The 25,313-nt window shown below is 37.5% G+C and carries 40 protein-coding genes; 39 read left to right on the top strand and 1 reads right to left on the bottom strand.

What is annotated here, in order from left to right:
* The first annotated feature begins 9 nt into the window (after positions 1–9).
* The 12 genes from JIN86_RS06810 to JIN86_RS06755 all read left to right on the top strand — a co-directional run bounded on the left by JIN86_RS06810 (position 10) and on the right by JIN86_RS06755 (position 6,263).
* Positions 10–855 carry a phage replisome organizer N-terminal domain-containing protein gene (locus tag JIN86_RS06810; protein ID WP_202341553.1) on the top strand — a complete coding sequence of 282 codons (846 nt, stop codon included), beginning with the start codon at positions 10–12 and terminating at the stop codon, positions 853–855.
* Positions 855–2,087: a replicative DNA helicase gene (locus tag JIN86_RS06805; RefSeq protein ID WP_202341552.1), complete on the top strand. Its 1,233-nt coding sequence runs from the start codon at positions 855–857 to the stop codon at positions 2,085–2,087. The genes JIN86_RS06810 and JIN86_RS06805 overlap by 1 nt, the downstream gene beginning before the upstream one ends.
* The gene (locus tag JIN86_RS06800) at positions 2,077–2,511 is read left to right on the top strand and encodes a hypothetical protein (protein WP_202341551.1); all 435 of its coding nucleotides are present in this window, start codon (positions 2,077–2,079) and stop codon (positions 2,509–2,511) included. The genes JIN86_RS06805 and JIN86_RS06800 overlap by 11 nt, the downstream gene beginning before the upstream one ends.
* A gap of 6 nt (positions 2,512–2,517) precedes the next feature.
* Positions 2,518–2,667 carry a hypothetical protein gene (locus tag JIN86_RS06795; RefSeq protein ID WP_202341550.1) on the top strand — a complete coding sequence of 50 codons (150 nt, stop codon included), beginning with the start codon at positions 2,518–2,520 and terminating at the stop codon, positions 2,665–2,667.
* Entirely contained in the window at positions 2,660–3,166 is a 507-nt protein-coding gene (gene ssb / locus JIN86_RS06790) for a single-stranded DNA-binding protein (protein WP_202341549.1), read from the top strand. The genes JIN86_RS06795 and ssb overlap by 8 nt, the downstream gene beginning before the upstream one ends.
* Before the next feature lie 11 nt (positions 3,167–3,177).
* A complete protein-coding gene (locus JIN86_RS06785) occupies positions 3,178–3,606 on the top strand; it encodes a DUF1064 domain-containing protein (protein WP_202341548.1) in 429 nt (142 codons plus the stop codon).
* Between the two features lie 14 nt (positions 3,607–3,620).
* On the top strand, positions 3,621–4,037 hold the full coding sequence (locus tag JIN86_RS06780) for a hypothetical protein (protein WP_202341547.1): 417 nt from the start codon (positions 3,621–3,623) through the stop codon (positions 4,035–4,037).
* A 275-nt stretch (positions 4,038–4,312) separates the two neighbouring features.
* Positions 4,313–4,549 (top strand): hypothetical protein, encoded by a 237-nt coding sequence (locus JIN86_RS06775; protein ID WP_202341546.1) that lies wholly within the window; start codon positions 4,313–4,315, stop codon positions 4,547–4,549.
* Positions 4,530–4,907 carry a hypothetical protein gene (locus JIN86_RS06770; protein ID WP_202341545.1) on the top strand — a complete coding sequence of 126 codons (378 nt, stop codon included), beginning with the start codon at positions 4,530–4,532 and terminating at the stop codon, positions 4,905–4,907. Before JIN86_RS06775 ends, JIN86_RS06770 begins: the two co-directional genes overlap by 20 nt.
* A complete protein-coding gene (locus JIN86_RS06765; protein ID WP_202341544.1) occupies positions 4,907–5,182 on the top strand; it encodes a DUF3310 domain-containing protein in 276 nt (91 codons plus the stop codon). Before JIN86_RS06770 ends, JIN86_RS06765 begins: the two co-directional genes overlap by 1 nt.
* A complete protein-coding gene (locus JIN86_RS06760) occupies positions 5,169–5,489 on the top strand; it encodes a nucleoside triphosphate pyrophosphohydrolase family protein (RefSeq protein WP_202341543.1) in 321 nt (106 codons plus the stop codon). The genes JIN86_RS06765 and JIN86_RS06760 overlap by 14 nt, the downstream gene beginning before the upstream one ends.
* A 27-nt stretch (positions 5,490–5,516) precedes the next feature.
* Entirely contained in the window at positions 5,517–6,263 is a 747-nt protein-coding gene (locus JIN86_RS06755) for a DNA cytosine methyltransferase (protein ID WP_202341681.1), read from the top strand.
* Positions 6,264–6,286: 23 nt separating this feature from the next.
* On the opposite strand, the gene JIN86_RS23765 is transcribed toward JIN86_RS06755, so the two are convergent.
* Entirely contained in the window at positions 6,287–6,418 is a 132-nt protein-coding gene (locus JIN86_RS23765; RefSeq protein WP_255538215.1) for a hypothetical protein, read from the bottom strand.
* Positions 6,419–6,573: 155 nt separating this feature from the next.
* Between JIN86_RS23765 and JIN86_RS06750 the strand changes: the two genes are divergently transcribed.
* The 27 genes from JIN86_RS06750 to JIN86_RS06620 all read left to right on the top strand — a co-directional run bounded on the left by JIN86_RS06750 (position 6,574) and on the right by JIN86_RS06620 (position 25,309).
* Entirely contained in the window at positions 6,574–6,990 is a 417-nt protein-coding gene (locus JIN86_RS06750) for a DUF722 domain-containing protein (RefSeq protein WP_202341542.1), read from the top strand.
* A gap of 41 nt (positions 6,991–7,031) precedes the next feature.
* Positions 7,032–7,451 carry an SAM-dependent methyltransferase gene (locus tag JIN86_RS06745; RefSeq protein ID WP_202341680.1) on the top strand — a complete coding sequence of 140 codons (420 nt, stop codon included), beginning with the start codon at positions 7,032–7,034 and terminating at the stop codon, positions 7,449–7,451.
* A 250-nt stretch (positions 7,452–7,701) separates the two neighbouring features.
* Positions 7,702–8,412, top strand: coding sequence for a BA5345 family protein (locus tag JIN86_RS06740; protein WP_202341541.1), 711 nt, complete (start codon positions 7,702–7,704; stop codon positions 8,410–8,412).
* Between the two features lie 26 nt (positions 8,413–8,438).
* Positions 8,439–8,849: an HNH endonuclease gene (locus tag JIN86_RS23760; RefSeq protein WP_370568646.1), complete on the top strand. Its 411-nt coding sequence runs from the start codon at positions 8,439–8,441 to the stop codon at positions 8,847–8,849.
* Between the two features lie 75 nt (positions 8,850–8,924).
* Positions 8,925–9,386, top strand: a complete 462-nt coding sequence (locus JIN86_RS06730; protein ID WP_107921682.1) for a P27 family phage terminase small subunit — start codon at positions 8,925–8,927, stop codon at positions 9,384–9,386.
* Positions 9,383–11,062, top strand: a complete 1,680-nt coding sequence (locus tag JIN86_RS06725; protein ID WP_202341539.1) for a terminase large subunit — start codon at positions 9,383–9,385, stop codon at positions 11,060–11,062. The genes JIN86_RS06730 and JIN86_RS06725 overlap by 4 nt, the downstream gene beginning before the upstream one ends.
* A gap of 12 nt (positions 11,063–11,074) precedes the next feature.
* A complete protein-coding gene (locus tag JIN86_RS06720; RefSeq protein ID WP_202341538.1) occupies positions 11,075–12,328 on the top strand; it encodes a phage portal protein in 1,254 nt (417 codons plus the stop codon).
* Entirely contained in the window at positions 12,318–12,923 is a 606-nt protein-coding gene (locus tag JIN86_RS06715) for an HK97 family phage prohead protease (protein ID WP_202341537.1), read from the top strand. Before JIN86_RS06720 ends, JIN86_RS06715 begins: the two co-directional genes overlap by 11 nt.
* Before the next feature lies 1 nt (position 12,924).
* On the top strand, positions 12,925–14,094 hold the full coding sequence (locus JIN86_RS06710) for a phage major capsid protein (RefSeq protein ID WP_202341536.1): 1,170 nt from the start codon (positions 12,925–12,927) through the stop codon (positions 14,092–14,094).
* Positions 14,095–14,132: 38 nt separating this feature from the next.
* Positions 14,133–14,288, top strand: a complete 156-nt coding sequence (locus JIN86_RS06705) for a hypothetical protein (protein ID WP_202341535.1) — start codon at positions 14,133–14,135, stop codon at positions 14,286–14,288.
* Entirely contained in the window at positions 14,278–14,568 is a 291-nt protein-coding gene (locus tag JIN86_RS06700) for a head-tail connector protein (protein WP_202341534.1), read from the top strand. Before JIN86_RS06705 ends, JIN86_RS06700 begins: the two co-directional genes overlap by 11 nt.
* Before the next feature lie 10 nt (positions 14,569–14,578).
* Positions 14,579–14,908 carry a phage head closure protein gene (locus JIN86_RS06695; RefSeq protein ID WP_202341533.1) on the top strand — a complete coding sequence of 110 codons (330 nt, stop codon included), beginning with the start codon at positions 14,579–14,581 and terminating at the stop codon, positions 14,906–14,908.
* Positions 14,905–15,333 carry an HK97 gp10 family phage protein gene (locus JIN86_RS06690; RefSeq protein ID WP_202341532.1) on the top strand — a complete coding sequence of 143 codons (429 nt, stop codon included), beginning with the start codon at positions 14,905–14,907 and terminating at the stop codon, positions 15,331–15,333. The genes JIN86_RS06695 and JIN86_RS06690 overlap by 4 nt, the downstream gene beginning before the upstream one ends.
* Complete coding sequence (locus tag JIN86_RS06685) at positions 15,330–15,812, top strand: phage tail terminator family protein (RefSeq protein ID WP_202341531.1); 483 nt, start codon at positions 15,330–15,332, stop codon at positions 15,810–15,812. Before JIN86_RS06690 ends, JIN86_RS06685 begins: the two co-directional genes overlap by 4 nt.
* 3 nt (positions 15,813–15,815) lie before the next feature.
* Positions 15,816–16,874: a phage tail sheath subtilisin-like domain-containing protein gene (locus tag JIN86_RS06680; RefSeq protein ID WP_202341530.1), complete on the top strand. Its 1,059-nt coding sequence runs from the start codon at positions 15,816–15,818 to the stop codon at positions 16,872–16,874.
* Between the two features lie 13 nt (positions 16,875–16,887).
* Positions 16,888–17,322, top strand: a complete 435-nt coding sequence (locus JIN86_RS06675; protein WP_202341529.1) for a phage tail tube protein — start codon at positions 16,888–16,890, stop codon at positions 17,320–17,322.
* A gap of 24 nt (positions 17,323–17,346) precedes the next feature.
* Positions 17,347–17,739 (top strand): phage tail assembly chaperone, encoded by a 393-nt coding sequence (locus tag JIN86_RS06670; RefSeq protein WP_202341528.1) that lies wholly within the window; start codon positions 17,347–17,349, stop codon positions 17,737–17,739.
* A gap of 201 nt (positions 17,740–17,940) precedes the next feature.
* Positions 17,941–19,968, top strand: a complete 2,028-nt coding sequence (locus tag JIN86_RS06665; protein WP_202341527.1) for a phage tail tape measure protein — start codon at positions 17,941–17,943, stop codon at positions 19,966–19,968.
* Between the two features lie 13 nt (positions 19,969–19,981).
* Positions 19,982–20,398: a hypothetical protein gene (locus tag JIN86_RS06660; protein WP_202341526.1), complete on the top strand. Its 417-nt coding sequence runs from the start codon at positions 19,982–19,984 to the stop codon at positions 20,396–20,398.
* Positions 20,398–21,375, top strand: a complete 978-nt coding sequence (locus JIN86_RS06655; protein WP_202341525.1) for an XkdQ/YqbQ family protein — start codon at positions 20,398–20,400, stop codon at positions 21,373–21,375. The genes JIN86_RS06660 and JIN86_RS06655 overlap by 1 nt, the downstream gene beginning before the upstream one ends.
* Complete coding sequence (locus JIN86_RS06650; protein WP_202341524.1) at positions 21,375–21,665, top strand: DUF2577 family protein; 291 nt, start codon at positions 21,375–21,377, stop codon at positions 21,663–21,665. The genes JIN86_RS06655 and JIN86_RS06650 overlap by 1 nt, the downstream gene beginning before the upstream one ends.
* Positions 21,655–22,101, top strand: a complete 447-nt coding sequence (locus JIN86_RS06645; RefSeq protein ID WP_202341523.1) for a DUF2634 domain-containing protein — start codon at positions 21,655–21,657, stop codon at positions 22,099–22,101. Before JIN86_RS06650 ends, JIN86_RS06645 begins: the two co-directional genes overlap by 11 nt.
* On the top strand, positions 22,102–23,142 hold the full coding sequence (locus JIN86_RS06640; protein WP_202341522.1) for a baseplate J/gp47 family protein: 1,041 nt from the start codon (positions 22,102–22,104) through the stop codon (positions 23,140–23,142).
* On the top strand, positions 23,139–23,486 hold the full coding sequence (locus JIN86_RS06635; protein ID WP_202341521.1) for a phage tail fiber protein: 348 nt from the start codon (positions 23,139–23,141) through the stop codon (positions 23,484–23,486). The genes JIN86_RS06640 and JIN86_RS06635 overlap by 4 nt, the downstream gene beginning before the upstream one ends.
* 10 nt (positions 23,487–23,496) lie before the next feature.
* Positions 23,497–24,312 carry a putative phage tail protein gene (locus JIN86_RS06630; protein WP_202341520.1) on the top strand — a complete coding sequence of 272 codons (816 nt, stop codon included), beginning with the start codon at positions 23,497–23,499 and terminating at the stop codon, positions 24,310–24,312.
* Complete coding sequence (locus JIN86_RS06625) at positions 24,294–24,584, top strand: hypothetical protein (protein WP_202341519.1); 291 nt, start codon at positions 24,294–24,296, stop codon at positions 24,582–24,584. Before JIN86_RS06630 ends, JIN86_RS06625 begins: the two co-directional genes overlap by 19 nt.
* A complete protein-coding gene (locus JIN86_RS06620) occupies positions 24,581–25,309 on the top strand; it encodes a hypothetical protein (protein WP_202341518.1) in 729 nt (242 codons plus the stop codon). Before JIN86_RS06625 ends, JIN86_RS06620 begins: the two co-directional genes overlap by 4 nt.
* Positions 25,310–25,313: the final 4 nt, after the last annotated feature.

The raw sequence follows: 25,313 nt of genomic DNA, 5'->3' as shown, positions 1-25,313 counted from the left end.
GATACCAAGATGGCAGACATCACGTGGATAAAAATTAAAACTGACATGTTTGATAACGAGAAAATCAAACTTATCGAACGAATGCCTGAAGGTGACATGATCCTAATCATTTGGATAAAGCTACTCACTTATGCAGGGAAGGCGAACTATAACGGCTATATCATGCTAAGTGAAAACATCCCGATGAACATTGAAGAAATGGCGATCATTTTTAACAGGCCATTAGAAAAAGTTAGGTATGCCATTCAAATACTACAGCGTTACAAAATGTTAGAAGTAAACGAGCAAGAAGTAGTTCTAATTAGCAACTGGGAGAAGCACCAAAATGCTGATGGTATGCAAAGAATACGAGAACAAAATCGTCTACGAAAGCAGAAGCAGCGCGAAAAAACAAGGAATCAGGAGCTTCTTGAATTGGCAGAAGAATGTCACGTGACAGTCACGGGACGTCACGCAACAGATATAGATAAAGATATAGATAAAGAATATATATTGTCGGGTAACAAACCCGACTCAATTCCTTACAAAGAAATTATCGATTATCTCAACCAAAAAGCTAATAAGAAATTCAAACATACATCACAGAAAACACAGACATTAATTAAAGCTAGGTTTAAAGAGAAATTCACTTTAGATGATTTCAAACAAGTGATTGATATTAAAACAGCTCAATGGTTAGCAGATCCTAAAATGTCCGTGTATCTACGACCAGAAACATTATTCGGAACAAAATTCGAAGGATACTTAAATGAGCAAAGCAAGTTTGTTCAAACAACACCATTACAAAATCAAGGTACAGTACAAACAACAATGTACAAGCCAATTAATGCTGATTTATCGAGAGGTGAAGGTTAATGCTTACAGAAGAAGCCGTATTGGGAACGTTGCTAAAGTTTCCTCACTTGCTGACAGATACAGATTTAAAGCCAAGCTATTTCCAGTATGCAGAGAATCGCAATGTATTACAGGCCATGAAAGAGTTGAACGCTAAAGGCCAAGTTGTTGACTTAATAACAATGTTGACACAAGGCAAGCCCGAGGAATTTGGTGGAGCTGGGAAGCTTAATAAAATTCAAAACCTCGCAAATGAAGAAAAGTTTGATAGTTACTTTGGCATCTTACTAGATAAATGGCGTGAACGTGAAAAGCAAAACATCTTGGAAGTAGCAAGACATGAAAACTGGCCACTTGAAAAAATCACTAATGAATTAAACAGCCTGGTATCCAACAATACAGACGATCACAACAGCATTAACGAGTTAGTGATGCAGGTTGCAGAAGATCCCTGGAAGCCAACGAAAGGTACAAAGGGAATTCACACAGGCTTAGAGGCATTACAGACCGCAACAAACGGCTGGCAGAATACAGATTTAATTATCGTAGCTGCAAGGCCATCGATGGGTAAAACAGATTTCATGTTGCATTGTGTAAAGCAAGCAGGCTGGCAAGGCTGTTTACCGATTGTCTTTAGTTTAGAAATGTCTGCAGTCAAATTACGAGATCGTATGATTGCATCGACAGGCAACTACAACCGAAACAAAATGAAAAATTTATATGAGCGATTAACAGAGGGCCAAAAAGAGTCCTGGATGAAAGTAATTACCCAGGTTGTTAAAACAAACGTTGAAATTTTTGATAAGAGTGGACAAACAATTTCTGAAATGCGAATGAAGATCAGGAAAGTACGGAATCAGAATCCTGATAAGCAGCTGATTATTTTCATCGATTATCTAACGCTTATAAAACCATCGGATGAATCAAAAAGTATGCATTTATCGATTTCAGAAATATCAAAGGCATTAAAAGCAATAGCAAAAGAATTTAATTGTCCTGTTATCTCGCTGGCCCAATTATCGCGAAGTGTAGAAAAGCGCCCTGACAAACGCCCGATGCTTTCTGATTTACGTGAATCAGGAAGTATTGAGGAAGACGCTGACGTTGTAGTGTTTTTATACCGTGATGCTTATTACTCAAAAAATGATGAAGACGATTCTTTGGAAATCATCATGGCTAAAAACCGCGAGGGAGAAGTTGGCACAGTAAAAGCTAAATTTAACAGATGGACAGGTGTAGTGAGTGACGTTTAATGAATTACTACTTGAAGCAATCAAGTGTGACGATGAATTACTAGCTTACTCAATTTACTGGCTAATAAAAAACAATGTCGTAAAGGGAACTGACTTTGCCAACAATATCAACTGGAATCTAGTAAACCATGAAGAAGTGAAGCGAATGAGAGATCGTAATGAATTGAATTTGCAAACGATCAAGACTTATTCGGTTCCACTTGGTAATAGACAGTACATTATCATTTTTGCTCAAAGCGAAGAATCAGCAAAAGGACATGTCTATGCAGAGCTTGGAAGAATCCCAACAAAGATATTCGACATATCAAACAAAATGGATATGAGCTTTTGGTTTCCTGAACAACAAAAAAATAAATCATTACGCCAGGTGAAAGATGAAACCTTAGTCTTTCCAGCCACAGCAATGATTTTCACGAAAGGATAGAGGCGCGTGTCTGAACAAACAAATGAAACGTTGATTAAACAACAAACAGCGTTAAAAGAAATTATTGAGATTACAAAAGGTTTAATCGATATGAACCCAGCATACGAAAAGATTCATAATATCGCGTTGAACGGATTGGAGGAACACCATGATTAACCGCGTTGTATTAGTTGGTCGTTTAACAAAAGATCCTGAATTACGCTATACACCAAACGGAGTTGCATCATGTCGCTTCACATTAGCTGTTAATCGAGCTTTCAAAAATGAAGGTGAGCAGCAAGCCGATTTCATCCAGTGTGTCGCTTGGAGAAAACAGGCTGAGAATCTAGCAAACTTTCAGCGAAAAGGTAATTTAATAGGCGTTGAAGGTCGGATTCAAACAGGAAGTTATGAGGGCCAGGATGGTAAACGTGTATACACAACAGACGTTGTTACTGACAGCATTCAATTCTTAGAGCATAGAAATGGCTCAGAAAGCGCTCAGGACGGTTCGAACGTGCGTTCTGATACAAATAGAGGGGCAATTCCTCAAAACGCCACAGAGGGCTTTAAAACGCCTCAAAACACACAGCCAAATTATACAAGGGTAGATGAAGATCCATTTGCAAATAGCAAAGGCCCTATGGAAGTTAGCGAAGATGATCTCCCATTCTGACGAGGTGCTAAATGATAACTAAAACTAGAAGTAAATATAACAACAAGAAAGTCACAGTGGATGGCATTACATTTGATAGTGAAATGGAATACCGTTACTACAAATATTTAAAGCAATTAGAGCAGCAAGGTGTTATTAGCGAGTTTTTAATGCAAAAGGAATATATCGTATTTGAGGGATACACAAAGGATGGAAAAAAGGTATTGCCTATCAAATACAAGGCTGATTTCGAGGTACATTATCCTGATAATCGGGTTGAAGTAATTGATATTAAAGGATTCGAAACACCTGATTTTAAACTAAAGAAAAAACTATTTGAATACCGTTTTCCATTCAAATTAAAGCTTATAACTTTTTCAAAAATTGATGGTGGATGGATCACACTCGATGACTTGAAGAAAGCTCGTAAAGAACGTAAAAAACAAAAATTAGGCCAATAAAGGGGATATTCAAAATGACAAACATTCAACTAAACGTTTTATTCAAAAAGATGCAAAAGGACGACAAGAAAGAGGTCTTAATGTTCCACGTTCTAAGTGATGAACTACCACATGCAGATGAGCTTCTTAAACTACCAGGTACGATTGCTATTTTAAAAGTTCAGGATCAAGAAGGGGTAGGAGCAGAGTTCGTGTCCATCCAACGTGATGATAAAAAGACGGTGCTAAAATTCAATGTTAAACGTGATTCTAAAAAGGTTTACGAGCTTTATAAATTCGCTGGCAATAACGTCAAATTAGAAATCCAACAATCCCAAATGTCCATTGATGAATTTTACGAGACAGAGGAAGACGAGGAAAGCGAAGAAGAAGCACCAGGCGATCAAATGAGCATGAATGAAGTCAATCAGCAATCTACTGAGATTGAATAAAAAGTGAATAGAGGGCCTGTTTTTTCGAGGCCCTATTTTTTATACCCAAAAACAGCAAAGAAGGTGGAGAAAATGGCAAATTTTTCTTGGAGTTCGAAAGGGAACGAGCTTCTAAAATGTCCAGTAGAGGGCTGTAATCATATAGGGCAAGTAATTACCAAAGTTCATTGCAGGTTAGAACACAGCATGACTAGGGATGAAGTAAAAAAGAAATATGGATTTCCAAAACGTGTAATCATGTTGAAACCAAGCCAGGTTGCAGGAGGATTTGAAAAATGAACCTACGGAATGGTATTCCTATTATCCGGCCAAAGAAATTGAAACAACCACAAGGGCGACTGTGGAAAGCCAAGCCTAACTCTTACAAACGATACATTGAAATGACAATGAATGTTGATGGATGCGAGGCCAGTGTCATTATGCCTTACAAATCTGAATGGGTGCAGCAGTATATACGTGAAGGCTGGCATACCAAGAAAGTGTGGGATGTAGATGAACGCAGAAATGCTTGAGAAACGTGTAGCAATATTGAAGAAGGTTGATGCACTTACAAACAAATGTAATTGTCAGGCAGCCAATGAATATAATCGTTGTTCTAACTGTAATCAGCTCCGCAAGTATGGCGACAAGTTAATGAAACTGGTGAATAAGCGAAGGGTTATTAAAACTGATTCAAAAAATAAAAAGTCTGGGCCAAAACCAATAACTACTCTGACTAAATCTGAGTATTTGGATTTAAAAAAGGATAGAAAATTGGATAGAGAAATTGCTGAAATGTACAAAGTATCACCATGCACAATTAGAAATTGGAAAAAGAAAAATGGAATTATTACTAAAAATAATTTGAGGAGAAGAAAGGTGATAAGTTGATGCCAACAAATGAGCATATCAAGAATACTGAGAATAGACCAGATTCAGATCACTATCATGAAGGCAAAATTGATGTGTGGACGTTTGCTGATGAAAATTTCAACTTAGATGAATGTATCGGTTTTCATAGAATCAATGCAATTAAATATCTAACTCGATATGGAAAAAAGAATGGCTATAATGCTCGAGATTTAGAAAAAGCAATTGTTTATATAGAAAAGTTAATTGAATTGAACAAATCCAAATTGGGGGAATTACAAAATGAACATGAATGAATATCAGTTGTTAGCAACGAGAACAGCAGCTAAACACGATAACGAACTAGTTAATTACGGACTAGGTATAGCAGGTGAAGCTGGAGAGGTTGCTGATTTAATTAAAAAAGAAATGTTTCATGGTCATGTTATTGATCAAGTAGAAGTTAAAAAAGAGCTGGGTGATGTGTTGTGGTATCTAGCTAATATAGGTAGATTAGCAGGTTTGTCACTCGATGAAATTGCAGAAGCGAACATTTCCAAATTACAGAAACGATATCCTAATGGATTCAATGTTGAGGATAGTAAAAAGCGTGTAGATATGTAGTAGGAGGTAATGACCGTGGTATGGAAAATGCTTGATTTATGTTCAGGTATTGGCGGGATCTCATTAGCAGCTGAATGGGCCGGAATACAAACAGTAGCTCATTGTGATATAGAAGAATTTTGTCAAAAGGTACTAAAAAAACATTGGCCAGACACACCGTTATTTACAGATATAAAAACAATAACAAGACAGTCATTAATAGAAAGGGGTATAGATGTTGATTCAATTAGAATTGTTTCCGCAGGATACCCATGCCAACCATATTCACTTGCAGGAGATCAACAAGGAGAAGAAGACGAAAGATACTTATGGGATGAAGTCTTCAGAGTCATTAAAGAAGTCGAAGCTGATTGGTTTGTTGGAGAAAACGTATTTGGACACGTTAACAACGGACTATCAGACGTTATCAACGATTTGGAATCTGAAAACTACGAAGTCGAATGTATTGTATTACCGGCTCAAGCCGTTGGAGCGCCACATCAAAGAGACCGTGTCTTCATCATTGCTAGGAACACCTGCAGCGAGTCAAGCATACAAAAAGATTCGGCCATTAGCACCTTCAGAAGCCAGTGGCAAGCATGGCAAAGTCTTACCTGGGAGCATTGGAGAAAAGTTTCCGAATTACATTGGTCAGTACCCAAACCCGGCATTCGTGGAGTGGATGATGGGGTTTCCAGAGAATTGGACAAAAGTAGATTGATAGCTTTAGGAAATGCAGTAGTTCCTCAACAGATTTATCCGATTTTTGAGGCGATTGTTAAGTTTGATTGCTAAACATTATAAGCACATCGTATCCCTTAAACAGGCTCCTCAACTAAGGAGTTATTATAAACCATGATATTACACGATAACACTAAACCTTGTAGGGCACAGACTAACGATGAGAATACTATCGATAAACCTTTTGGTGTTGTAAATGTTTTTTTCATGATATCAGCTCCTTTACTTGTTGGTGTTGAGTCCTCCTTAGCGGAGGCAACCTGCTCAGGTTGTTGTGCCTGTTTAAGGGAACGAATAAGAATATTATACCAATTATAAATGTTAATTGGAATTATGAAATAAACAAACAAGGTAGGTGCTGCACATGCCTACGTTATCGCGTAGTGATATACAGACAATCGAAAGATATTGGATTGAGCTGGAGCAAAATAGAAAGAAATTAAAATATCGTGAGTGGGAGTTGTTGCATCCACATAATGAAGGTGGGGAAATGGTTGGAGGTCGTAGTAATGCGATTTCTGACACGACAGCTAAGAAAGCAATGCTTCTAACCAATGACGACTATTATCAAAACTTAAAGCGCATTATTAAGACTGTGGAAGACCTATATAACGAGTTAGACGATGATATGCGTACCATTGTAGATATGCGTTACTGGGATACAGATGGCTGTTATGAATGGGAGGATATAGCCGACAAGCTGTACATTTCTCGTCATAAGGTATTGCGTAAACGAAACATTCTTATAGATAAAACAGCAGAAAGGATTGGTTGGGTGTGATTGCCGAAAAGAGAGTATTAGATGCATGTTGTGGTAGCAAGATGTTTTGGTTTGATAAAGAGAATGGTGACACACTTTTCATGGATGAGCGCGAATTAGAAACTGAATTATGTGATGGTCGCAAATTAATTGTTAAACCTGACGTACTTGCTGATTTTAAAAATATGCCTTTTGAGGATGAGTCATTTTATTTGGTGGTATTTGATCCACCAGATTTATTAAAAGCTGGAGAAAATTCATGGTTGGCCAAGAAATACGGAAAGCTAAATGAGGATACATGGCAGTCTGATATAGCTGAAGGTTTTAAAGAATGTATGAGAGTTTTAAAAACAAACAGCACATTGATTTTCAAATGGAATGAAGATCAAATACCTTTAAAAGAGGTAATGAAATGTTTTAATAAAAAGCCATTGTTCGGCAATAAACGAAGCAAGACACATTGGTTAGTATTCATGAAATAACCTCTAATGGAAAAAAGTGAACTTCTTAACACCAGGGAAGTTCGCAAAAAAACAGTGTAAATTGATATTATCAAGTTTTATCAAAAGCGTACGGAAATACGCTAACAAAAAAAGCATTACAAAATAATCACGTTCGCTTGTACGTGTATGTCAGAAACAAGCAATTGAGACTACTAAATTGGTAGTCTCTTTTTATAATGACAATACATTCCATTTATCCTATGATATAGGTAGATGGGAGGTGTGTAGAGTGGGGAATTCAGACTTGCAAATATTACGTTGGGGTATCCCTGGATGGATAACTGTTTTTACTTATTCAATTTTGGTTTTGTCATTAAATAAATTTGATTTATATAAATATGCTAGTGACCATGATTTGAATGGTGCCTATATGGCAGGCATGGCAGCATTATTTGTTGCTGCTGGTGTACCGTTAGGTTATATAGTTTATCAAGTTTATTTTTACTTTAAGTGGAGAATGATGAAGAAAGATAAAATTACTAAAGCCCTTAAAGGAATAAACCTTTATGATAAGCTCATATTCAAATCTGAAAATCCTTGGGAAGATTGGCAAAATGCAGAACGTTCATTTGATGCTTATTTAACATTGTTTATATCAAAAGAAAAAGTTAATTATGAAGATGTTATGAGGAGGTATAATTCGTTTAAATCAAGAACAGATAGAGTTCATGGTTTGGGAGCAACAATATGTGGCACGATTTTATCCTTTGTCGCTTTCATAACTATTCACATATTCTTGTTTGAAATACCAATATATAAAAATGTAACTTTCCTAATTACATCTTTTATTCTATTAATTATTTGGCTAATTATTTTTAAAAATTATAAGGATTCAAATGATGCCACATTCGTTCAAATGAAACATATAATGTATGACGTTGAGATTCAAATAAGATCAATGAAAAAATCAAATAATGATGCAAAGTCTACATCACCTTGATGTAGGCTTTTTATTATGGCTAAAAGGTGGTGAGTACATTGTTAAAGAGTTGTGCTTATTGTGGTGGTATTCATAAACGTGGTCAACGGTGTGCATCTAAGCCGGCAGCTACAAAGCAGACCACATACATTGATAGATTCAGATGGTCAAGGGCATGGAAGAATAAGCGAGCGCACATAGCTGATCGTGACAAACATCTATGCCAGGTGTGCTTACGTAACCTATACAATACTCAGATGCAATATAACTTCACAGACTTAGAGGTGCATCACATAGAGCCTATTGCTAACGCATGGGACAAGAGGCTAGAGGATGACAACCTTATCTCGTTGTGTCGTTATCATCATGAGCTGGCAGAGAAGGGAACAATACCTGCAAAAGAATTAAAAAATATTATTTTGGAGAGTACCCCCCAGGTATTCGGTGAAAAATCGTGAAATTCCTGTACACCGACTGCCCCCATTTGTTCTAAAAAAATTCCCTAAATGAAAATTTTTAAGGAGGTGAGGAAATTGGCTAGACCGTCAAAAAGTGTGAAAACAATGAGCAAGAATTTAACGAAGGAAGAAATCGCAATTCGTACTCAAACAGAAGATAAATTAAAAGGTGCTGCCGATGAAATCTTGCCTCCTACACACCTGAATGCAAGGCAAAAGAAAATTTTCAATTTCATTGTGAAGGAGTTACAGGCAAGTGGGATTCTTGGGAATCTCGATATTTATATTCTAAGCACCTGTGCGGTAGCCATTGACCGAGTGCAGCAAATTGAACGAATTATTAACAGAGATATTGAAAGGCTTTTAGATCGTAACTTATTGAGTGCTAAAGATAAGTATTCAAAAGAGTTTTTCCGTTGCTGTAATGAATTAAGTCTGTCGCCACAAAGTCGAGCAAAGCTAGGTAATATTAATTTCCAAGTTCGAGTTGAAGAAGATGATCAACTGTTAAAAGTATTGCGTGGTGGTAAGAAATGATATTCGAAAAGGCAGTAAAATACGCTGAAAGAGTTGTAAAAGGCAAAGAAATTACAACAAAAGAGGTCATTATTCAGTGTAATTGGTTCCTAAAGGATTTAGAAAAGCAGTATGAGGACGATTTTGATTACTATTTCGATATGGAAGAAATAGAAAAGATAGAGGGTCTATTAGAATTACTTAACTTTGCTACAGGTTTAGGCGTTGCAGGAAAAACGATATTAGAAGGCTTGGAAGGATTCCAGGCTTTTTTTCTTGTCAACATTTTCGGATGGCGCTTTAAAAACGATAAAGAAAAGTTTAGGTACCGTGATATTACGCTGTTTATTCCTCGTAAGAATGCAAAGACGTTCATTTGTGCCTTAATCATCATCATCTTAATGCTTACAGAGGATGATTATTCAGAGTTTTATTCTATCTGTTTGGACCGTGAGCTTGCTGGTGAAGTTAAAAAGGCTATGACGCAAATTATTATGGCCAGCCCAGGGGTTGCTAAATACTTTGTGATTCCAAAAACGTTAAGCGGAAAAATTGTATGTACTTTAACAAATAGTTTTTACCAGGCACGTACTGCAGAGGCGAATAGAAACAACTCGATCCGTCCATCTGCTTTTATCGCTGATGAAGTGGGCGCATTTAAAGATTACAAGAATATAAATGCCATGAAATCGGGACAATTAAACGTTAAAAATCCATTACGTTTTAAATTAACAACGGCCTACGCTGAGGATAAATCGATCATGCTGGAAGAATTGGCGTATGCGAAGAAAGTGTTTAACGGTTTCATTGAAGATGATCGCATGTTTGCGCTGCTTTATTATGCCGAGGACGAGCATTTATGGGACGATACAGGGCTATTACAAGCTAATCCATTGAGAGTTGAGGAAAACTATAACGAGATACGAGATAGCCGTAAATCAGCCATAGAAAAGCCCTCAGAGCGTGAAGAATATCTATGTAAACATATGAATCACTTTTTACCTTCTAATAGTGGTGAAGCGTATGTAAATGTGGAAGACTTACGGAAATGTAAAATGGATAATTTTGATTGGTCGGGCCGTCAAGTTTGGCTAGGTTTAGACTTAGCCATGACGAACGATAACTGTTCATTTTCGATGGTGACAGAGGAAGACATGCAAATATATGCTGATTCCTACGCATTTGTACCGTCTGAGCGTATCCCTGATAAAAACCGAGTGGAAAAGATTAATTACTACGATCACATTAAGGCAGGGAAGTGTTTTTCTTGTGGTGATATGACTGTTGATTATGGCTTTATTGAACAAATGATTTTAGAGGTAGAAGAAAAATTCAGTGTGTTTGTAATGGGCGTTGCGTATGACCGTTATAACTGCCTTTCTACTGCTCAGAAACTAGAAAAAGAGGGTTTAGTCACGGTGGAAGTAAAACAGCATTCAAGCGTGTTGCATCCAGCTACTAAGCTATTACGAGAGAAGATTATGAACAAGGAATTTCACTACACTGAAAATGATTTGTTGGAGGAAAACTTCCAAAATGCCAAAGTCACTGAGGACACTAATAAAAATATTTATGTAAATAAGAAAAAATCAACAGGCAAGGTCGATATGGTTGTAAGTCTAATCAATGCAATCTATCTACTGCAGCATGATGTCATTTTTAATCCTGATGCTGATTGGGGCGCACAAGTCATTTAAGGAGGTGAGATTGTGGGATTAATAAAAGAGTGGCGAGAATGGCGTGATTATAGACGTATTCAGGAATTTCGCGAAAGTGGAATGGATGAATTGCTGCTGCAAGCAGGTTTAACGAGTGCAGTTTTAACAAAGGAAGAAGCGCTGAGTATACCTAGTGTTGGCACCTGTGTAGATTTAATTTCGGACATTATTGCAACTTTACCTATCAAATTGCACAAAGAAACGAAAGGTAAAGTCGAAGAATTGGAAGATGATAAACGTGTTTTTCTACTTAATGACGAGACACTAGATACGTTAGACAGTTTCCAATTTAAAAAGGCCTTAGTAACTGATTACTTGTTGGAGGGTGCAGGGTATGCATATATCAACCGAAGAAGAAACAATGTCGAAAGTATTCACTATGTAGAAAATCGAAATGTATCAGTGTTAGTTGGTATTGATCCGATATTTAAAAGCTACGATATTTCCGTTAATGGAGTGAACTATCGGGAGTTTGAATTTATAAAGGTCGCTCGAAATTCAAAAGATGGTGTAACAGGCAATGGAATCATTAAGGATCACAATAAGATTTTATCTGTTGCGTACAATACGCTTGTTTATGAGGAATCACTTGTTAAAACTGGCGGTAATAAAAAAGGTTTCTTAAAGTCATTGGGCCGATTGTCAAAGGATGCAATTGCGGAATTAAAAACAGCCTGGAACAATTTATACAAGAACAATACAGAGAATATTGTTGTACTAAATAATGGCTTAGATTTCAAAGAGGCGTCGAGTACATCGGTTGAAATGCAGCTGAATGAAAACAAAAAGACCAATTCAAGCGAAATAAACAAACTCTTTAAAGTGCCTGATAGCATTTTGGATGGCTCAGCCAATGAAGAAGTGCATACAAACTTTATTAAAAATTGCATACTGCCGATTATTCGAGCAATAGAAACGGCATTGAACAAGGACTTGCTTCTTCCATCGGAAAAAGAGCAGTCTTTTTATTTTGCTTTTGATATGAAAGAGCTAATCAAAGGTGACATTGAAAAACGCTATAAAGCTTATGAAATTGCTATTAAAACTGGCTGGATGCAGATTGACGAGGTTCGATATTTAGAGGATCAACCACCACTTGGTTTAGATTTCATTAAGCTGGGCTTGCAAGATGTCTTATATGATCCAAAAACAAAGACAATTTACACGCCAAACACTAATAAAACCGCTGATATTTCAGAGGGGGGCCAGGTATCCGAGAAAGGAGGTGAAGAAGTTGAGGATTGAAATTAGAGGAAATCAAGTATTACTAGATGGCTATGTAAATGCTGTTGAGCGCGAAAGTCGCGTTTTACCTTCACCGAGAGGCCGTTTTAAAGAAAAAATTCGTGCTAAAACGTTTGAAAGAGCTTTAGATAAGGCTGAAAATGTTGATCTATTATTCAATCACGATAAAAACCGTAAGCTTGGGTCAATACAAGAGGGCAATTTGCAATTGTATGAGGATAACATCGGTTTACGTGCTATTGCTCATGTATCTGATGAAAAAATCATTCAAAAAGCAAAAGATGGCGAGCTTAAAGGTTGGTCATTTGGCTTTGTTGATAATAAACCGTTGTGGGAAGACGGAGAAGACGGCATTCAGAAACGCACACTTGAAGACATTGAACTTTTAGAAGTGTCTATTTTAGATGTTACGCCAGCTTATGTTGCTACTTCAATCGAGGCTCGCGGAGAAGAACAAGCAATTTCAGAAACTCGCGGTGCTGATTTTAAAGCCGAGATTGAAAATCGTTCAGAAGAAACGCGATCTAATAAAGAAATTGATTACTCATTATATGAAAAACAAATTGAGCTTTTAAAATTGAAAGGTGGAAACTAACATGAAAAAAGATATTAAGAAATTTATTGAAACACGTTCTATGCCGTCACTGGTTGAACAGCGCAACAACTTATTAGATGAAATGGATAATTTACTAAAGGGGGCCAAAGAAGAAACACGCGCACTAACTGACCAAGAATCGACTCGATTTGATGAAATTAAAAGCGAAATTGCAGGACTTGATAAAACAATCGCTGCTTTGGATGAAGCACGTTCTTTGGATAAAAAATTACCTGCTAAACAAGCTGAACAACGTACGCAAGAAGAAGCTGAAACACGCGCTTTTGAAAATTACATTCGTGGTGTAGTAGAGGAACGAGCAGATGTTAATTTAACTGTAGGGGCAAACGGTGCTGTAATTCCTTCCAGTATTGCAAACAAGATCATTCAAAAGGTATATGATATTTCACCAATTTATCAGTTAGCAACTCGTTATAACATTGCTGGATCATTAAGTATTCCTTACTATGATGAATCGGTAGGAACAATCGAAATGGCTTATGCTGATGAATTTGTTGAATTGGAATCTACAAGTGGACGATTCACTTCAATTGAGTTAAAAGGCTTCTTAGCAGGTGCATTAAGTAAAGTGTCTAAGTCACTCGTTAATAATTCACAATTCGATCTTGTTTCATTTGTTGTAGCGAAAATGGCTGAATCAATCGCAAAATGGATTGAAAACCAATTGTTAAACGGTACACCAAATAAGATTACTGGCCTTTCAACTGTAAAGCAATCTGTAACTGCTGCAGCTGCTACAGTATTAACAGCTGATGAATTGATTGATGTACAAGAAGAAGTACCTGATGCTTTCCAGGGCAATGCCATTTGGATCATGAATAAAACAACTCGTAAAGCTATTCGAAAATTGAAAGATGGACAAGGTAACTACCTATTAAACAAAGATGCCACAGCTCGTTGGGGCTATACTTTACTAGGGAAAGATGTTTTTACATCAGATAATATGTCAGGCATGGAAGCTGGAAAAACAGCAATTTACTACGGTGACATGTCAGGCCTTGCAGTAAAACTTTCTGAGAATGTTTCGATTGAAATTCTACGCGAAAAATATGCTACTCAACATGCAATTGGTGTTGTTGGCTGGATTGAAATTGATTCAAAGGTTGAAAATGAACAGAAAATCTCTAAATTAGTGATGAAATCAGCGTAGGGGCTAAACTCTACGCTTCTTTTATTGGAGGTGACAGAATGAAAGTAAAAGCACTTGTAAGCTTTTCGGGTAGCGTCACAATGTCAAAAGGTGAAGTAAGAGTGCTACCAAAGAATGTGGCAGATGACTTGTTACAAGCTGGCCACGTAGAGGAAGTTGTCGTGAAAAAGCAGGTGAAAACAGATGCAGGTTAGTGAAATCACGCCAGGTGAACTGGCTAAATATGCGCGAGAAGATGAAACGGATTCCGACGTTCTTTCCACTTTTACGCTTATTTTATCTGCTGTAAAGGCTTATATAAAAGGCTATACAGGACTATCAGATGATCAATTGGACACCAAAGAGGATATTTCAATAGCTGTATTTGTTCTTGCGAATGAAATGTATGAAAATCGAATCTTTACAGTGAAGGATAACAACGTAAATAAGGTTGTTCAATCTATTTTAGACATGCATTCTATTAATTTACTTTGAGGTGAGCATTATGAATCCTGGCGATTTAAAACACAGAATTGAAATCCTCACTAATCAAAAGACAAAAAATGAATTGAACGAAACTGTTTATGAATTTCTACCTGATAAAAAAATATGGGCAGCAATCATTCCGCAAACAGGCTCATTACAAAAGCAAGTTGCCGATACGATTTTAACGAATGTCACACATAAAATCATCGTGCGATACAACGCTGGCAAAGACATCACAAAGGATATGCGGATCAGATACAAAGGACATGAATTTGAAATTAAATATATTCTTAATCCCTATTTTCGCAATGAGACACTAGAAATCTTTGTCCAGGAGGTGTTGAAGTGAGCATTCAAATGAACGGTTTAACTGATTTTCAAAGAGATTTGTTTAATGTTGCCACTAGGGAGGTGCCTAAAGAAGCACCAAAATTGATGCGTAAAATTGGCTCAAAAGCAAGGTCAACTGTAGCTAAAAAATCTCGAAGTCTTGTAAAAAAGAAAACAGGAATGTATCACAAGAAGTGGAAACGAGGAAAAGTTTTTGTTGGTTATCATGGCGAACTTGTTGTCCGCGTCTATAATTCTTCACCACATGCACATTTAGTGGAAGATGGCCATTGGATGGTAGACCACGAGGGCAATAAAACAGGTGATTTTGTACCAGGTAAAAAACCAATGGACAAAGGTATGCGAGAATTTGAAGCATCGGGGGATGTAGAAAGTGAAACTGTAAAATGGCTAGATGAATTGTTGAGGAAGAATAAATTATGATTACTTTTAAGCAAATTAAGATGACAATTAATGATAAGTTACAGTCAAACTTTATTGATATTGATGTTTTTAGTAAATCAGCTAACGAAGGATTTACACGACCATCGTTTAAAGTGGAACTTGATAATGTGAAGCGTGAAGGTTTTTTGACGCAAGTTGAAAAGTCTTGTACGGTTCGCATTTTTTATTTTCCTGCAGATGAAAATGATAACGTGATTGAATTGTTAGATGTTCAAGAAGCTTTAGGGAATTTATTTGATCTTAAATTTTCTGTAGATGATCGCCATTTGGATATAGTCGAACCTAATTTCGATGAAATAGATGGTGTGCTGCAGTTTGAATTTGATCTTCAATTCTTTGATGGCCGTGAACCTGGTTCGGGAATCAACATCGAAGATGAAATTAAAAACGGTAAAGATTTTTATGAAAAACATCCAATTGAGCTTATGGGCGAGTTGGATTATGAGGAAGGGGATTAAAGAATGGGCCTACCTGAAATAAATATCGAATTTATTGGTAAAGCCGTTACAGCGATTAAGCGTAGTCAACTTGGGATTGTAGCATTGATTCTAAAAGATGATGTGCAAACAGCTGATACAGTAACATACAAAAGCATTGAAGAAGTGCCAACAGATGGATGGTCGCCAGCAAACTTAGATTACATTGAAAAAACTTTTATGGGTACTCCAAGCAAAATTATTATTGAGCGATTACCAACGACTGCAGCTGATTACAACGCAGCATTAACACGCTTAAATAATAAAAGATTCAATTACTTGGCCATTCCAGGCATTGAAGATAAAGACACAACAATCATTGCAACTTGGATTAAAACAAAGCGTGAAAATCAAAAGAAAACGTTTAAAGCAGTATTACCAAATAATGAAGCAGATCATGAGGGAATTATCAATTTCACCACAACAGGAATTAAAGTCGGTGAAAAAGAGTACACAACTGCAGAGTATACAGCACGTATTGCTGGCATTATGGCAGGTTTACCATTTACACGATCATCTACTTATTTTGTGTTGTCAGAGGTTGATAGTATCAATGAGCTAGAAGATCCTGACAAGGCTGTTGATGATGGAGAGCTTATTCTTATCAATGATGGTGAGAACATTAAAATTGGCCGTGGGGTGAACAGTCTTACAACAACAACTGGAAGTAAGACAGAGGACTTTAAATCAATTCGTATCATGGAAGTTCAGGACATGATTAAAGATGATATTGCCATGACATTTGATAAGTATTATGTGGGCAAGCTCAATAATATTTACGATAATCAGGTGTTATTTATCAGATCAATTAATGCTTATTTTGCAGGGCTTGGAGATCAAGAAATATTAGATCCTAACTTTGCGAATAAAGCAGAAGTAAGTGTGCGTAAACAGCGCCTAGCCTGGGAAGGAATCGGCACTGATACTTCTGAATGGGATGATCAAAAAGTAAGAGAAATGTCCTTTAAACGAAACGTATTTTTAGGCGGAAACATAAAAATTGTGGATGCTATGGAGGACTTAGATTTAGATATTGCAATCTAAGGGGGATTGAAGAATGGGTAAATTAAAATCTAATCGTGTTATTAACGGAACATTTGGCAGCGCATGGATCAACAATGAAAAATGGCTGGATGTTGAAGAATTTGAGGCTAAAGTGACAATCGATTATGAAGATGTCAACATGGCCGAAGATTTGGCGACACATAAGAAAATGGTGGGCTGGACAGGTGAAGGAAATTTAAAGGTAAAGAAAGTGTATAGCCGAGGGGCGAATTTGTTAGCAGAAGCAGTAAAAAAAGGTGTAATTCCTGAAATTAATATTGTAGGAAAATTAGCTGATCCTGACGCATTTGGTACTGAACGGATCGCTATTAATGAAGTTACATTTAGTGAATTTATGCTTATGCAATTCGCTCAAAAAACAATTGGTACAGAGGAATTACCATTTGCTTTTGCCGACTATGATCTTATTGATTCAATTACAGCTTAAACATAAATTGGAGGGAAATATAAAATGTCAAAAAAAGAAATCAAACGATTAACGGTTGCAGATTTAATGAAAGAGAAAGAAAAGTATCAGGTGAAAGAGGATGTTAGTGAGTCAGTTCTTGTAGAGCGATTAAATGTCGAAGTAGTCTTGCGTAAACCTGAAAAATCTCTTTGCGTTGATACTATGAAAATGTTGCGTGATGATAATAATGATACAGACGCGGATGAATACATGGTATATAACACATTGGTAGAGCCGAATTTAAAAGATGCTGAGTTGCAAAAAATGTATGAATGTACACTACCAACTGACATAGTTCATAAGATTTTCGATCCTGGTGAAATCGCTCAATTATCAGAGTTAGCAATGGAAATGGCAGGATATAAAAAAGGCGGCATTAAAGCTATAAAAAACTAATTGATAGTGATGATGATTTTTATTTTCTTCATCACTATATTCAACGCGGTTTTAAACCTGAATATCTTCTTAATCTTGACTATGATACGAAATTAATTATGGTGGCCAGCATAGAAAAATATTTAGAAGAAAAAGACGAGGAAATGAAAGCTAGAGCAAAAATGCTTTAGCTTTTTTCTTTTGTAAAAAGGCGGTGAGGAATTGGGAAGAAGGGTAATATCAGCTGTTCTCACGTTGCAAGATCGTGATTTTTCCAGCAACCTAAGGCGAGCCAGTGATCGAGCTGATGATTTTGGACGAGGCGTTGCGAGAGTGGGCAACCAAATTCAACGGTTTGGACAAGGAGCAGCAAGGGTTTTTAAAACGGTAGCAATGGGCGCAGGTGCTTTGGGTGCAACTGGAATCGCTGCATTTGGCGCAAGTGTCGCTAAGTCGATAGTTGATACTGATGGAGCCTTTAAACGCTTAGAAGCTCGCACAGGGGCAACAGGAGCCGAATTAAAAGGGCTTGAAAATGTGGCTAAAGATGTGTTCAAAGCAGGATTTGGTGAAAACATGGACCAAGTGGCCGATGATGTTTCTACTTTAAGTGCTATGTTTAAAAATTTAAAGGGTGATTCATTAACAGAGGTAGCCAAAGGAGCTGCAACCATTTCACAAGCCTGGGGCGCAGAGTCAAAAGAAGTCGGGAAAACTGTTAAGTCTATGACAGGCAACTTTAAAGGTCTGAGTGAAACAAAAGCATTGGATTTAATGACACATGCCTTTCAGAAAACAGGCGACTACTCAGATGATTTACTGGATACGTTTAATGAGTATAGCGTCCATTTTAGCAAGCTTGGATTGTCTGCAGAAGAATTTACAGGCATTTTAATATCTGGTGCTGAAAATGGAGCCTGGAACATGGATAAAGTCGGGGATGCTGTGAAAGAGTTTGGTATACGCGCAATCGATGGCTCAAAAGGAACAAAAGAAGGTTTTGCAGCTATTGGATTAAATGCCGATGAAATGGCCGAGAAATTTACTGCAGGTGGAGAAACAGCAAACAATGCTTTTGCTGCTACTATTGCAGGTTTAGCAGCTATGAAGAATCCTGTTGAACAAAATGCTGCAGGCGTTGCGCTTTTTGGGACCATGTGGGAGGATTTGCGCGAAGATGTAGTTTTATCGATGGCAGATAGCGCTAAATCTGTGCAAGGCTTTGAAGGAGCAACAGGACGAGCAGCCGATGCGCTACAAAGTAGCTTTAAATCAAAATTAACACAATCATGGCGAGATCTACAGGTCGGTATAGCTGATGTAGTAAACGGAGCAGGAGCGCAGGAGTTTTTACAAAGTGTTGCTCAAAAAGCTGATGAATTGGTGCCTAAAATTCAAGGAATTGTACAAAAAGCTTTCGAGTTTGGTAATACAGTCCGTGATAATTGGGAGCCAATTAAAGAAACGCTTATTGGTGTTGGAACAGCTGTAGGGGTTGTAGCTGCAGGTATGGGAACATTAAAGGTTATCACTACAGTTACAACAATGGTACAAGGTTTTAAAACAGCAATGGGACTAGCAACAGCTGGACAATGGGCTATGAATACGGCCATGCTTGCCAGTCCTTTGACTTGGGTAGTTGTTGGAATTGCCGCTGTAGTTGCTGCAGGTGTCTTATTGTATCGAAATTGGGATACAGTTAAGGCAAAAGCTGGCGAATTGTGGGCCACGACTAAAGAAAAATTTGCTGGTATTAAATCAGCTGTATCTAGCTTTGTGCAACCTGCCATTGGTTGGTTTGAATCAATAGGACAAAAATGGAATAGCTTTAAAAATTCTATTTCTAGTTTTAAAGTTCCTAAATGGGTTTCCTCCGTCGGAAGTACAATCGGAAAGGCTGCAGGAGCCGTTGGTAAATTCGTTTCAGGATCACATGCTACTGGCTTAAATCGTGTTCCTTATGACGGTTATATTGCAGAATTACACAAAGACGAAATGGTTATACCTGCTCGACAATCTGAAAGGATTCGTGCTGCAGGTGGATCAATCGATAATGTGGATCAGATGGTGCAACCATCACCAGGAACAGTAACGACGCCTACACCTGCAGGAGCTACGCCACAACCAAAAGCTTCAAATACTGGCGGTGTGCAAGTTATTATTCAAAACTTAAATGCTAAAGGTGTGACAGCGAAAGAAATAATGGACGAGTTTGTCCCAATGCTTAAATTAAGATTGGCCAATTTATAAGGAGGTTGGACAGATGGATATATTTTTAAGTACACAAGATCGAAAGCAAATTATTCAACTTCCTATTGTGCCAGCTGAATTTAAAATACCTAGTCCAATGAGTCATGAAACATTTACAACCATTAACCAGGGAGACATTAAGTTAATAGGGCGGAGTGGTTTAAAGTCACTTACAATTGAATCCTTTTTTCCTGTAAGAGAGTATCCTTTTTCTCGAGATCGGACTTACAAAGGATGGGAATATGTTGAAATCATAGAATCGTGGAAAAGGGTTCCTGTTCGTTTAATAGCAACAAACACACCTATTAATATGTTAGTCGTGATCGATAACTTTGAATATGGTATTCAAGATGGGTCAGGGGATGTTTATTATTCACTGGCATTATCTGAATTTAAGGAGATCATTTTAGAGACAAAGAAGGTGAAGTAATGGCGCATGAATTATGGTTAATCAAAGGCGATACAATGACCAATATCACACCCATGTTAGGTACTTTGATGTGGCGAAGTAATAAGGATGAATTAGGGGATGAAATAAACTTTAGTATTGCCTTTAATGATACCAACTACTTTCCTGTTAATCCTTGTGACATTGGTGATTTAGTAGCACTCTATAATAATGGCCAAGAAATTACTCGCGCTATTATTGTTGATGAATTAAGAAACGGAATAGCACCTATAGGGTACATTGGATTCGATTATGCGTTTTACCTAAATAAATCGACTGCAGTGTATCAATTTAACAAGTTACCTGGTGATGCATGTATAAAAAAAATCCTTAATGATTTTGGTATAACTATTGGAAATATTACGAGCTTGCCAGTTAAAGTTGATAAGATTTTTAATGATAAAAAGGTTAGTGAGATTATCAAAGAAATTATCGAAATGGCAGAGCAGAAATCAGGCGTGAAATATTTAATGGAAATGAGAGCTGGAAAGTTTTATATCGAAAAACAAGGTAATTCACTTGTAACAGGTAAATTCAATTTGTTTGAGGGCGGTCCTGAATACGATATAAGAACAGCCATCATGAACCCATCTAAAAGACGCAGTATTACAGACATGGCCAATACAATTCAAGTAGTTGGGAACAATGACAAAGTTGTTTTGACAAAGTCTGATAATAAAATGGTCGAGAAATATGGCCGTATTACTAAAGTTGTTAAATTAGATCAGAATGAGAAAAAGAGCGCTAAACAAGTTGCAGAAAACGAATTAAAATTGTTTTCAAAAGTCGTGGAGGAAAATAGCGTTGAGTTGCTAGGTGATGATAATTTTCGAGCTGGCCGACTTTTTGAATTAGAAGAACCTACAACAGGCATAAAGGGTAAATTTTTAATTACTGCAGTTGAACATACCATTTCCAAAAGTATTCATACAATGAAACCAACTTTAGAGGTGATGTAATGGATCCGATTACAGAGTTCGCAAAAATGATTAGAGAGCGTGATAATCCTACAATTGTTTCTATGACAACTGGCACGGTCATTTCACCTTTACCAAACATAGTTATTAAATTAAACGATATAGTAACACTAGATCAATCAAAATTGATTGTGGCTGAACACATTTATTTGCACTATCAGTATCCAGGACCAACATGGTTACAATCGGGGGATGAAGTTATTTTAATGCCTACAGTTGATGAACAGATGTATATAATGCTGGACAGAGTGGGTGAGTCCCATGTTACCTAAAATAGCAGAATTAGAATTTGATAAAAAGGAAGTAAAGACAGACTTGCCACCACTTGGTAAGTCTTTTTTATATGACTTTGATAATAAAGATTTTTATAGACGAAATGGAAAGTTAGTACCTGTGTATGGCATCGACACACTAAAAGAATGGATCTTAAAAATCTTTAAAACAGAACGGCATCGCTTCCGTGTTTATAAAGAGGTGCCGTACGGAATGATTTTAGAGGAATTAATAGGGTCAAGTTTGCCGAGGGCCTTTATTGAGGCAGAAATTAAACGAGAAATTACATCTAGTCTATTAGAACATACGCACATTCAAGCAGTACAGGATTGGCGTTTTGTCCGTGATGGAAAATGGATGCGAATTAATTTTACTGTGATTCCTGTAGAGGGTGCCTTTGATGAACCTTCTTTTGACATGGAGGTGAAGGTATAAATGGAAAGTGAAAAAGTCGTACATGATCGCATGCTTTCAAACATTGATAATGAATACGATAAATCACCAGGTAACTATATATTCGATATAACAAAAGCGCCAGCTATTGAATTTGCTTTGCAACAAAAGAAAATAGCTGCAGTACAAGAGAAATTAGATATAGAGAAGCAGACAGGTGACGAACTAACAAGAACCGTTTATCAACGAACAGGTATTAAAAGAAAGTTGGCCACACAAGCAACAACTACGGTCATTGTTTCGGGTACAGCTGGAACACTTGTAAAAGTGGGTGAGCTAGTTGGTACTGACACAATTTTATTCACAGTAATTGAAGACGCCATTCTTAATGAAAGTGGTTTTGCCCATATTCGCGTACAGTGTAATGAGTTTGGCCAGGTTGGAAATGTCCCTGCCAATGCCATAAAAAACTTTCCTGTTTCTATTAATGGATTAGTCAATGTCTATAATCCTGATCCTGTCGTGAATGGCTATGATGAAGAAACAGATAAGGATTTGCGACAACGTTATTATGATAAGCTGCAGCGTCCAGGTAAAGCAGGTAATAAATATCATTATCGTGAATGGGCATTAGAAGTAGCTGGAACAGGTGACGCAAAGGTTTTCCCACGCTACAACGGCCCACTAACTATGAAAGTAGTGGTAATCGATGCGAATAAATTACCAGCATCCACCGAATTAGTCGATGATGTAAGGGCGCATATCGAAGAAGAAATGCCGTTTGGTGTGGAGGATTTACTAGTTATTGCTGCAGAAGCTTTTGTATTGAATCTGACTGTTACATTATCAATAATGCCAGGGTATACCGAAGAAGTAGCAATTAGCAATATCAAAGCAAACATTACAACATTCCTGAAAGAGATTGCTTTTAAAACATCGTTTGTTAGTTATGCAAAGATAGGCGCATTAATTATTGACAGTGAAGGGATCTTGGATTACCAGGACTTACTTATAAATGGCTTAACTACAAATGTGGTTATTCCTGAGGATTCCGTAGCAGTAATGGGAGGTGTGAACGAATGAATCACATGAGTAATTATTTAAAAAACAAAGTGTTAAAGGATCATTTAAAAACAACGCCTGTCTATATTGCCTTATTTAACAATGATGTTGAAGTATCCCAAGCGAGTTATGCAAGACAAGCTGTAACATTTGCTGATCCAGCAGATGGCCAAACATCTAATGCAAGTGATGTCCTTTTCCCTATCGCTTCTGAATCCTGGGGGACAATCACACATGTGGGCATTTATGATGCTTTAACAGGTGGTAATCCACTATTCAGATCACAGACAGAGTTTTCGAAAAGCATAGAAGTGTCTAGCCAGTATAAGATCCCGAAAAATTACTTAATTGTTCGGATTAAGTAGGTGAATCAGAATGCATGCAATCTATGAATCTGAATGGGGGCAAGCTACAGTCTTTACCTGGGGTGAATTAACACCGCACCAATGGGAATGTTTTAGGTTAGCTTTGTTGCAATCCGAAACCGAATTAAAGACGCAAGGTGTCACAGTAGCTTTTTCAGGAGCAACCCATGAGGTTATTACTGAGCTTCAAACACATGAAGTTAAAGTCGTTTTATCGCCTATTATTGCTCAAACAACATCCGAAATGATTACAAATATGGTTGTTTCGACTCGCGATTATATAACTGACATGTTGCGGTATTTACCTGTTTATGAGCGAAAATCACCAGTGTTTATTGTGGTATTAACCGCCTATGATAGAGAGTTTAGAAATACGGAACAACAGTTAGAAATAGTCAATCGAAATATATTTTTAGATACAGCCATTGAAACACTGTACATTTACGAACGTGATCTTGGGATCAGAACAAATAATTCTTTGCGATACGATCAACGTAGGGAACAAATTTCCTCACGTTATCGTGCCAGCTTTGACCAAACAACAGAGGAAACCATTAAATCGGTTGCAGCTGCTTATAGCAATGGTGAAGTAGCAATAAACAAAACGGACGTGCCAGGTGTTTATGAAATTAAATTTGTGAGTATAAAGGGCATTCCTAATAATATGGCTGGCTTAATGCAAGCATTGGACATTGTGCTGCCTGCTCATTTGGCCTTTGAATATACCTACACATATAATCCGTGGGACTTCCTGAAAGATCAAACTTGGGGCGGTGTACGACATCTCACATGGGATGAATTAAGAGTATGGGGAGAGGTGATTTAATGCAACATACACCTAATTTGAATTTAAAGAAGCCTGATCTTACTGATAATGTTCTTATATCTGATTTGAACGAAAATATGGATGTATTAGATCAAGCTGTTGGAGAATTACAGAAAACAACTGAATCCATCGGGGATTTAGAAAAGAATTTTAACGAACATTTACTTGCACAGATGCCTCACCGTTTTTTTGATAATGGTAAATGGTATCGATGGGGTTTCCGTACAGAAAACGGTGAGCCTCAATTTATCTATGAGGAGGTAATAGAATGAACGTACTTGATGTAGCTACTAAAGCCATGCAGACAGCAATTAAGGCTGTGGTGGATAACATTAAAACTACCACAGATGCCACAAAAATAGATGTGGATTTAATTAAACAAGGTGTAAGTAATATGGGTACAAAAATTGAAAATAAAGATACAGGGAAAGTTATGAAAACTAAAGTTTTTACCTCAAACGGTACATTTGTTGTACCAGCAGGTGTTACCGAAGTTTATGTGACAGGAGGCGGCGCAGGTGGCGGAGGTGGTGGTTATACAAATGGGAATCCAGTATTATATTTGACAGGTAGTACGGGAGGGGCAACAAGTTTTGGTAACAAACTAACACTATCTGGCGGCGCTGGTGGTTCTTATATTGTTAGTGCTTCCACAGGTGGCGCAGCTGGAGGTAAGGGTGGCTCAAATGGTCATGCAGCTATGAGTGCAGCTGCGAGTAATTCAAATAATCCAGGTGGTGCTGGTGGTAGTGGCGGTTACTATAGCGGAGGTGGCGGAGGTGGTGGCAGAGGTGCCTATTGCAGTGGTGGTGGCGGTGCCAATCCTATTTATCATGGAGGTGGTGGCGGCGATTTTGTCATTGACCATCTGGTAAAAGTAACACCCTCGGAATCTATTACAGTTACTATCGGTATAGGTGGTGCTGGTGGTGGGTCGTATCAAGGGCTAGGTGGTGCTGGTGGAGACGGTATACTAACAGTAAAATGGTGGGAGTGATTAA

It is taken from the genome of Lysinibacillus sp. HST-98 (assembly GCF_016757845.1).
Lineage (GTDB): Bacteria > Bacillota > Bacilli > Bacillales_A > Planococcaceae > Lysinibacillus > Lysinibacillus capsici.
This window is presented reverse-complemented; position numbering and strand designations above follow the sequence as displayed.

Excerpts from the sequence above, each read along its gene's own strand:
- JIN86_RS06810 (WP_202341553.1), top strand. The coding sequence starts at position 10 with ATGGCAGACATCACGTGGATAAAAATTAAAACTGACATGTTTGATAAC.
- JIN86_RS06805 (WP_202341552.1), top strand. The coding sequence starts at position 855 with ATGCTTACAGAAGAAGCCGTATTGGGAACGTTGCTAAAGTTTCCTCAC.
- ssb (WP_202341549.1), top strand. The coding sequence starts at position 2,660 with ATGATTAACCGCGTTGTATTAGTTGGTCGTTTAACAAAAGATCCTGAA.
- JIN86_RS06785 (WP_202341548.1), top strand. The coding sequence starts at position 3,178 with ATGATAACTAAAACTAGAAGTAAATATAACAACAAGAAAGTCACAGTG.
- JIN86_RS06780 (WP_202341547.1), top strand. The coding sequence starts at position 3,621 with ATGACAAACATTCAACTAAACGTTTTATTCAAAAAGATGCAAAAGGAC.
- JIN86_RS06775 (WP_202341546.1), top strand. The coding sequence starts at position 4,313 with ATGAACCTACGGAATGGTATTCCTATTATCCGGCCAAAGAAATTGAAA.
- JIN86_RS06770 (WP_202341545.1), top strand. The coding sequence starts at position 4,530 with ATGAACGCAGAAATGCTTGAGAAACGTGTAGCAATATTGAAGAAGGTT.
- JIN86_RS06765 (WP_202341544.1), top strand. The coding sequence starts at position 4,907 with ATGCCAACAAATGAGCATATCAAGAATACTGAGAATAGACCAGATTCA.
- JIN86_RS06760 (WP_202341543.1), top strand. The coding sequence starts at position 5,169 with ATGAACATGAATGAATATCAGTTGTTAGCAACGAGAACAGCAGCTAAA.
- JIN86_RS06755 (WP_202341681.1), top strand. The coding sequence starts at position 5,517 with ATGCTTGATTTATGTTCAGGTATTGGCGGGATCTCATTAGCAGCTGAA.
- JIN86_RS23765 (WP_255538215.1), bottom strand. The coding sequence starts at position 6,418 with ATGAAAAAAACATTTACAACACCAAAAGGTTTATCGATAGTATTCTCA.
- JIN86_RS06750 (WP_202341542.1), top strand. The coding sequence starts at position 6,574 with ATGCCTACGTTATCGCGTAGTGATATACAGACAATCGAAAGATATTGG.
- JIN86_RS06745 (WP_202341680.1), top strand. The coding sequence starts at position 7,032 with ATGTTTTGGTTTGATAAAGAGAATGGTGACACACTTTTCATGGATGAG.
- JIN86_RS06725 (WP_202341539.1), top strand. The coding sequence starts at position 9,383 with ATGATATTCGAAAAGGCAGTAAAATACGCTGAAAGAGTTGTAAAAGGC.
- JIN86_RS06710 (WP_202341536.1), top strand. The coding sequence starts at position 12,925 with ATGAAAAAAGATATTAAGAAATTTATTGAAACACGTTCTATGCCGTCA.
- JIN86_RS06705 (WP_202341535.1), top strand. The coding sequence starts at position 14,133 with ATGAAAGTAAAAGCACTTGTAAGCTTTTCGGGTAGCGTCACAATGTCA.
- JIN86_RS06700 (WP_202341534.1), top strand. The coding sequence starts at position 14,278 with ATGCAGGTTAGTGAAATCACGCCAGGTGAACTGGCTAAATATGCGCGA.
- JIN86_RS06695 (WP_202341533.1), top strand. The coding sequence starts at position 14,579 with ATGAATCCTGGCGATTTAAAACACAGAATTGAAATCCTCACTAATCAA.
- JIN86_RS06685 (WP_202341531.1), top strand. The coding sequence starts at position 15,330 with ATGATTACTTTTAAGCAAATTAAGATGACAATTAATGATAAGTTACAG.
- JIN86_RS06680 (WP_202341530.1), top strand. The coding sequence starts at position 15,816 with ATGGGCCTACCTGAAATAAATATCGAATTTATTGGTAAAGCCGTTACA.
- JIN86_RS06675 (WP_202341529.1), top strand. The coding sequence starts at position 16,888 with ATGGGTAAATTAAAATCTAATCGTGTTATTAACGGAACATTTGGCAGC.
- JIN86_RS06670 (WP_202341528.1), top strand. The coding sequence starts at position 17,347 with ATGTCAAAAAAAGAAATCAAACGATTAACGGTTGCAGATTTAATGAAA.
- JIN86_RS06660 (WP_202341526.1), top strand. The coding sequence starts at position 19,982 with ATGGATATATTTTTAAGTACACAAGATCGAAAGCAAATTATTCAACTT.
- JIN86_RS06655 (WP_202341525.1), top strand. The coding sequence starts at position 20,398 with ATGGCGCATGAATTATGGTTAATCAAAGGCGATACAATGACCAATATC.
- JIN86_RS06650 (WP_202341524.1), top strand. The coding sequence starts at position 21,375 with ATGGATCCGATTACAGAGTTCGCAAAAATGATTAGAGAGCGTGATAAT.
- JIN86_RS06645 (WP_202341523.1), top strand. The coding sequence starts at position 21,655 with ATGTTACCTAAAATAGCAGAATTAGAATTTGATAAAAAGGAAGTAAAG.
- JIN86_RS06640 (WP_202341522.1), top strand. The coding sequence starts at position 22,102 with ATGGAAAGTGAAAAAGTCGTACATGATCGCATGCTTTCAAACATTGAT.
- JIN86_RS06635 (WP_202341521.1), top strand. The coding sequence starts at position 23,139 with ATGAATCACATGAGTAATTATTTAAAAAACAAAGTGTTAAAGGATCAT.
- JIN86_RS06630 (WP_202341520.1), top strand. The coding sequence starts at position 23,497 with ATGCATGCAATCTATGAATCTGAATGGGGGCAAGCTACAGTCTTTACC.
- JIN86_RS06625 (WP_202341519.1), top strand. The coding sequence starts at position 24,294 with ATGGGGAGAGGTGATTTAATGCAACATACACCTAATTTGAATTTAAAG.
- JIN86_RS06620 (WP_202341518.1), top strand. The coding sequence starts at position 24,581 with ATGAACGTACTTGATGTAGCTACTAAAGCCATGCAGACAGCAATTAAG.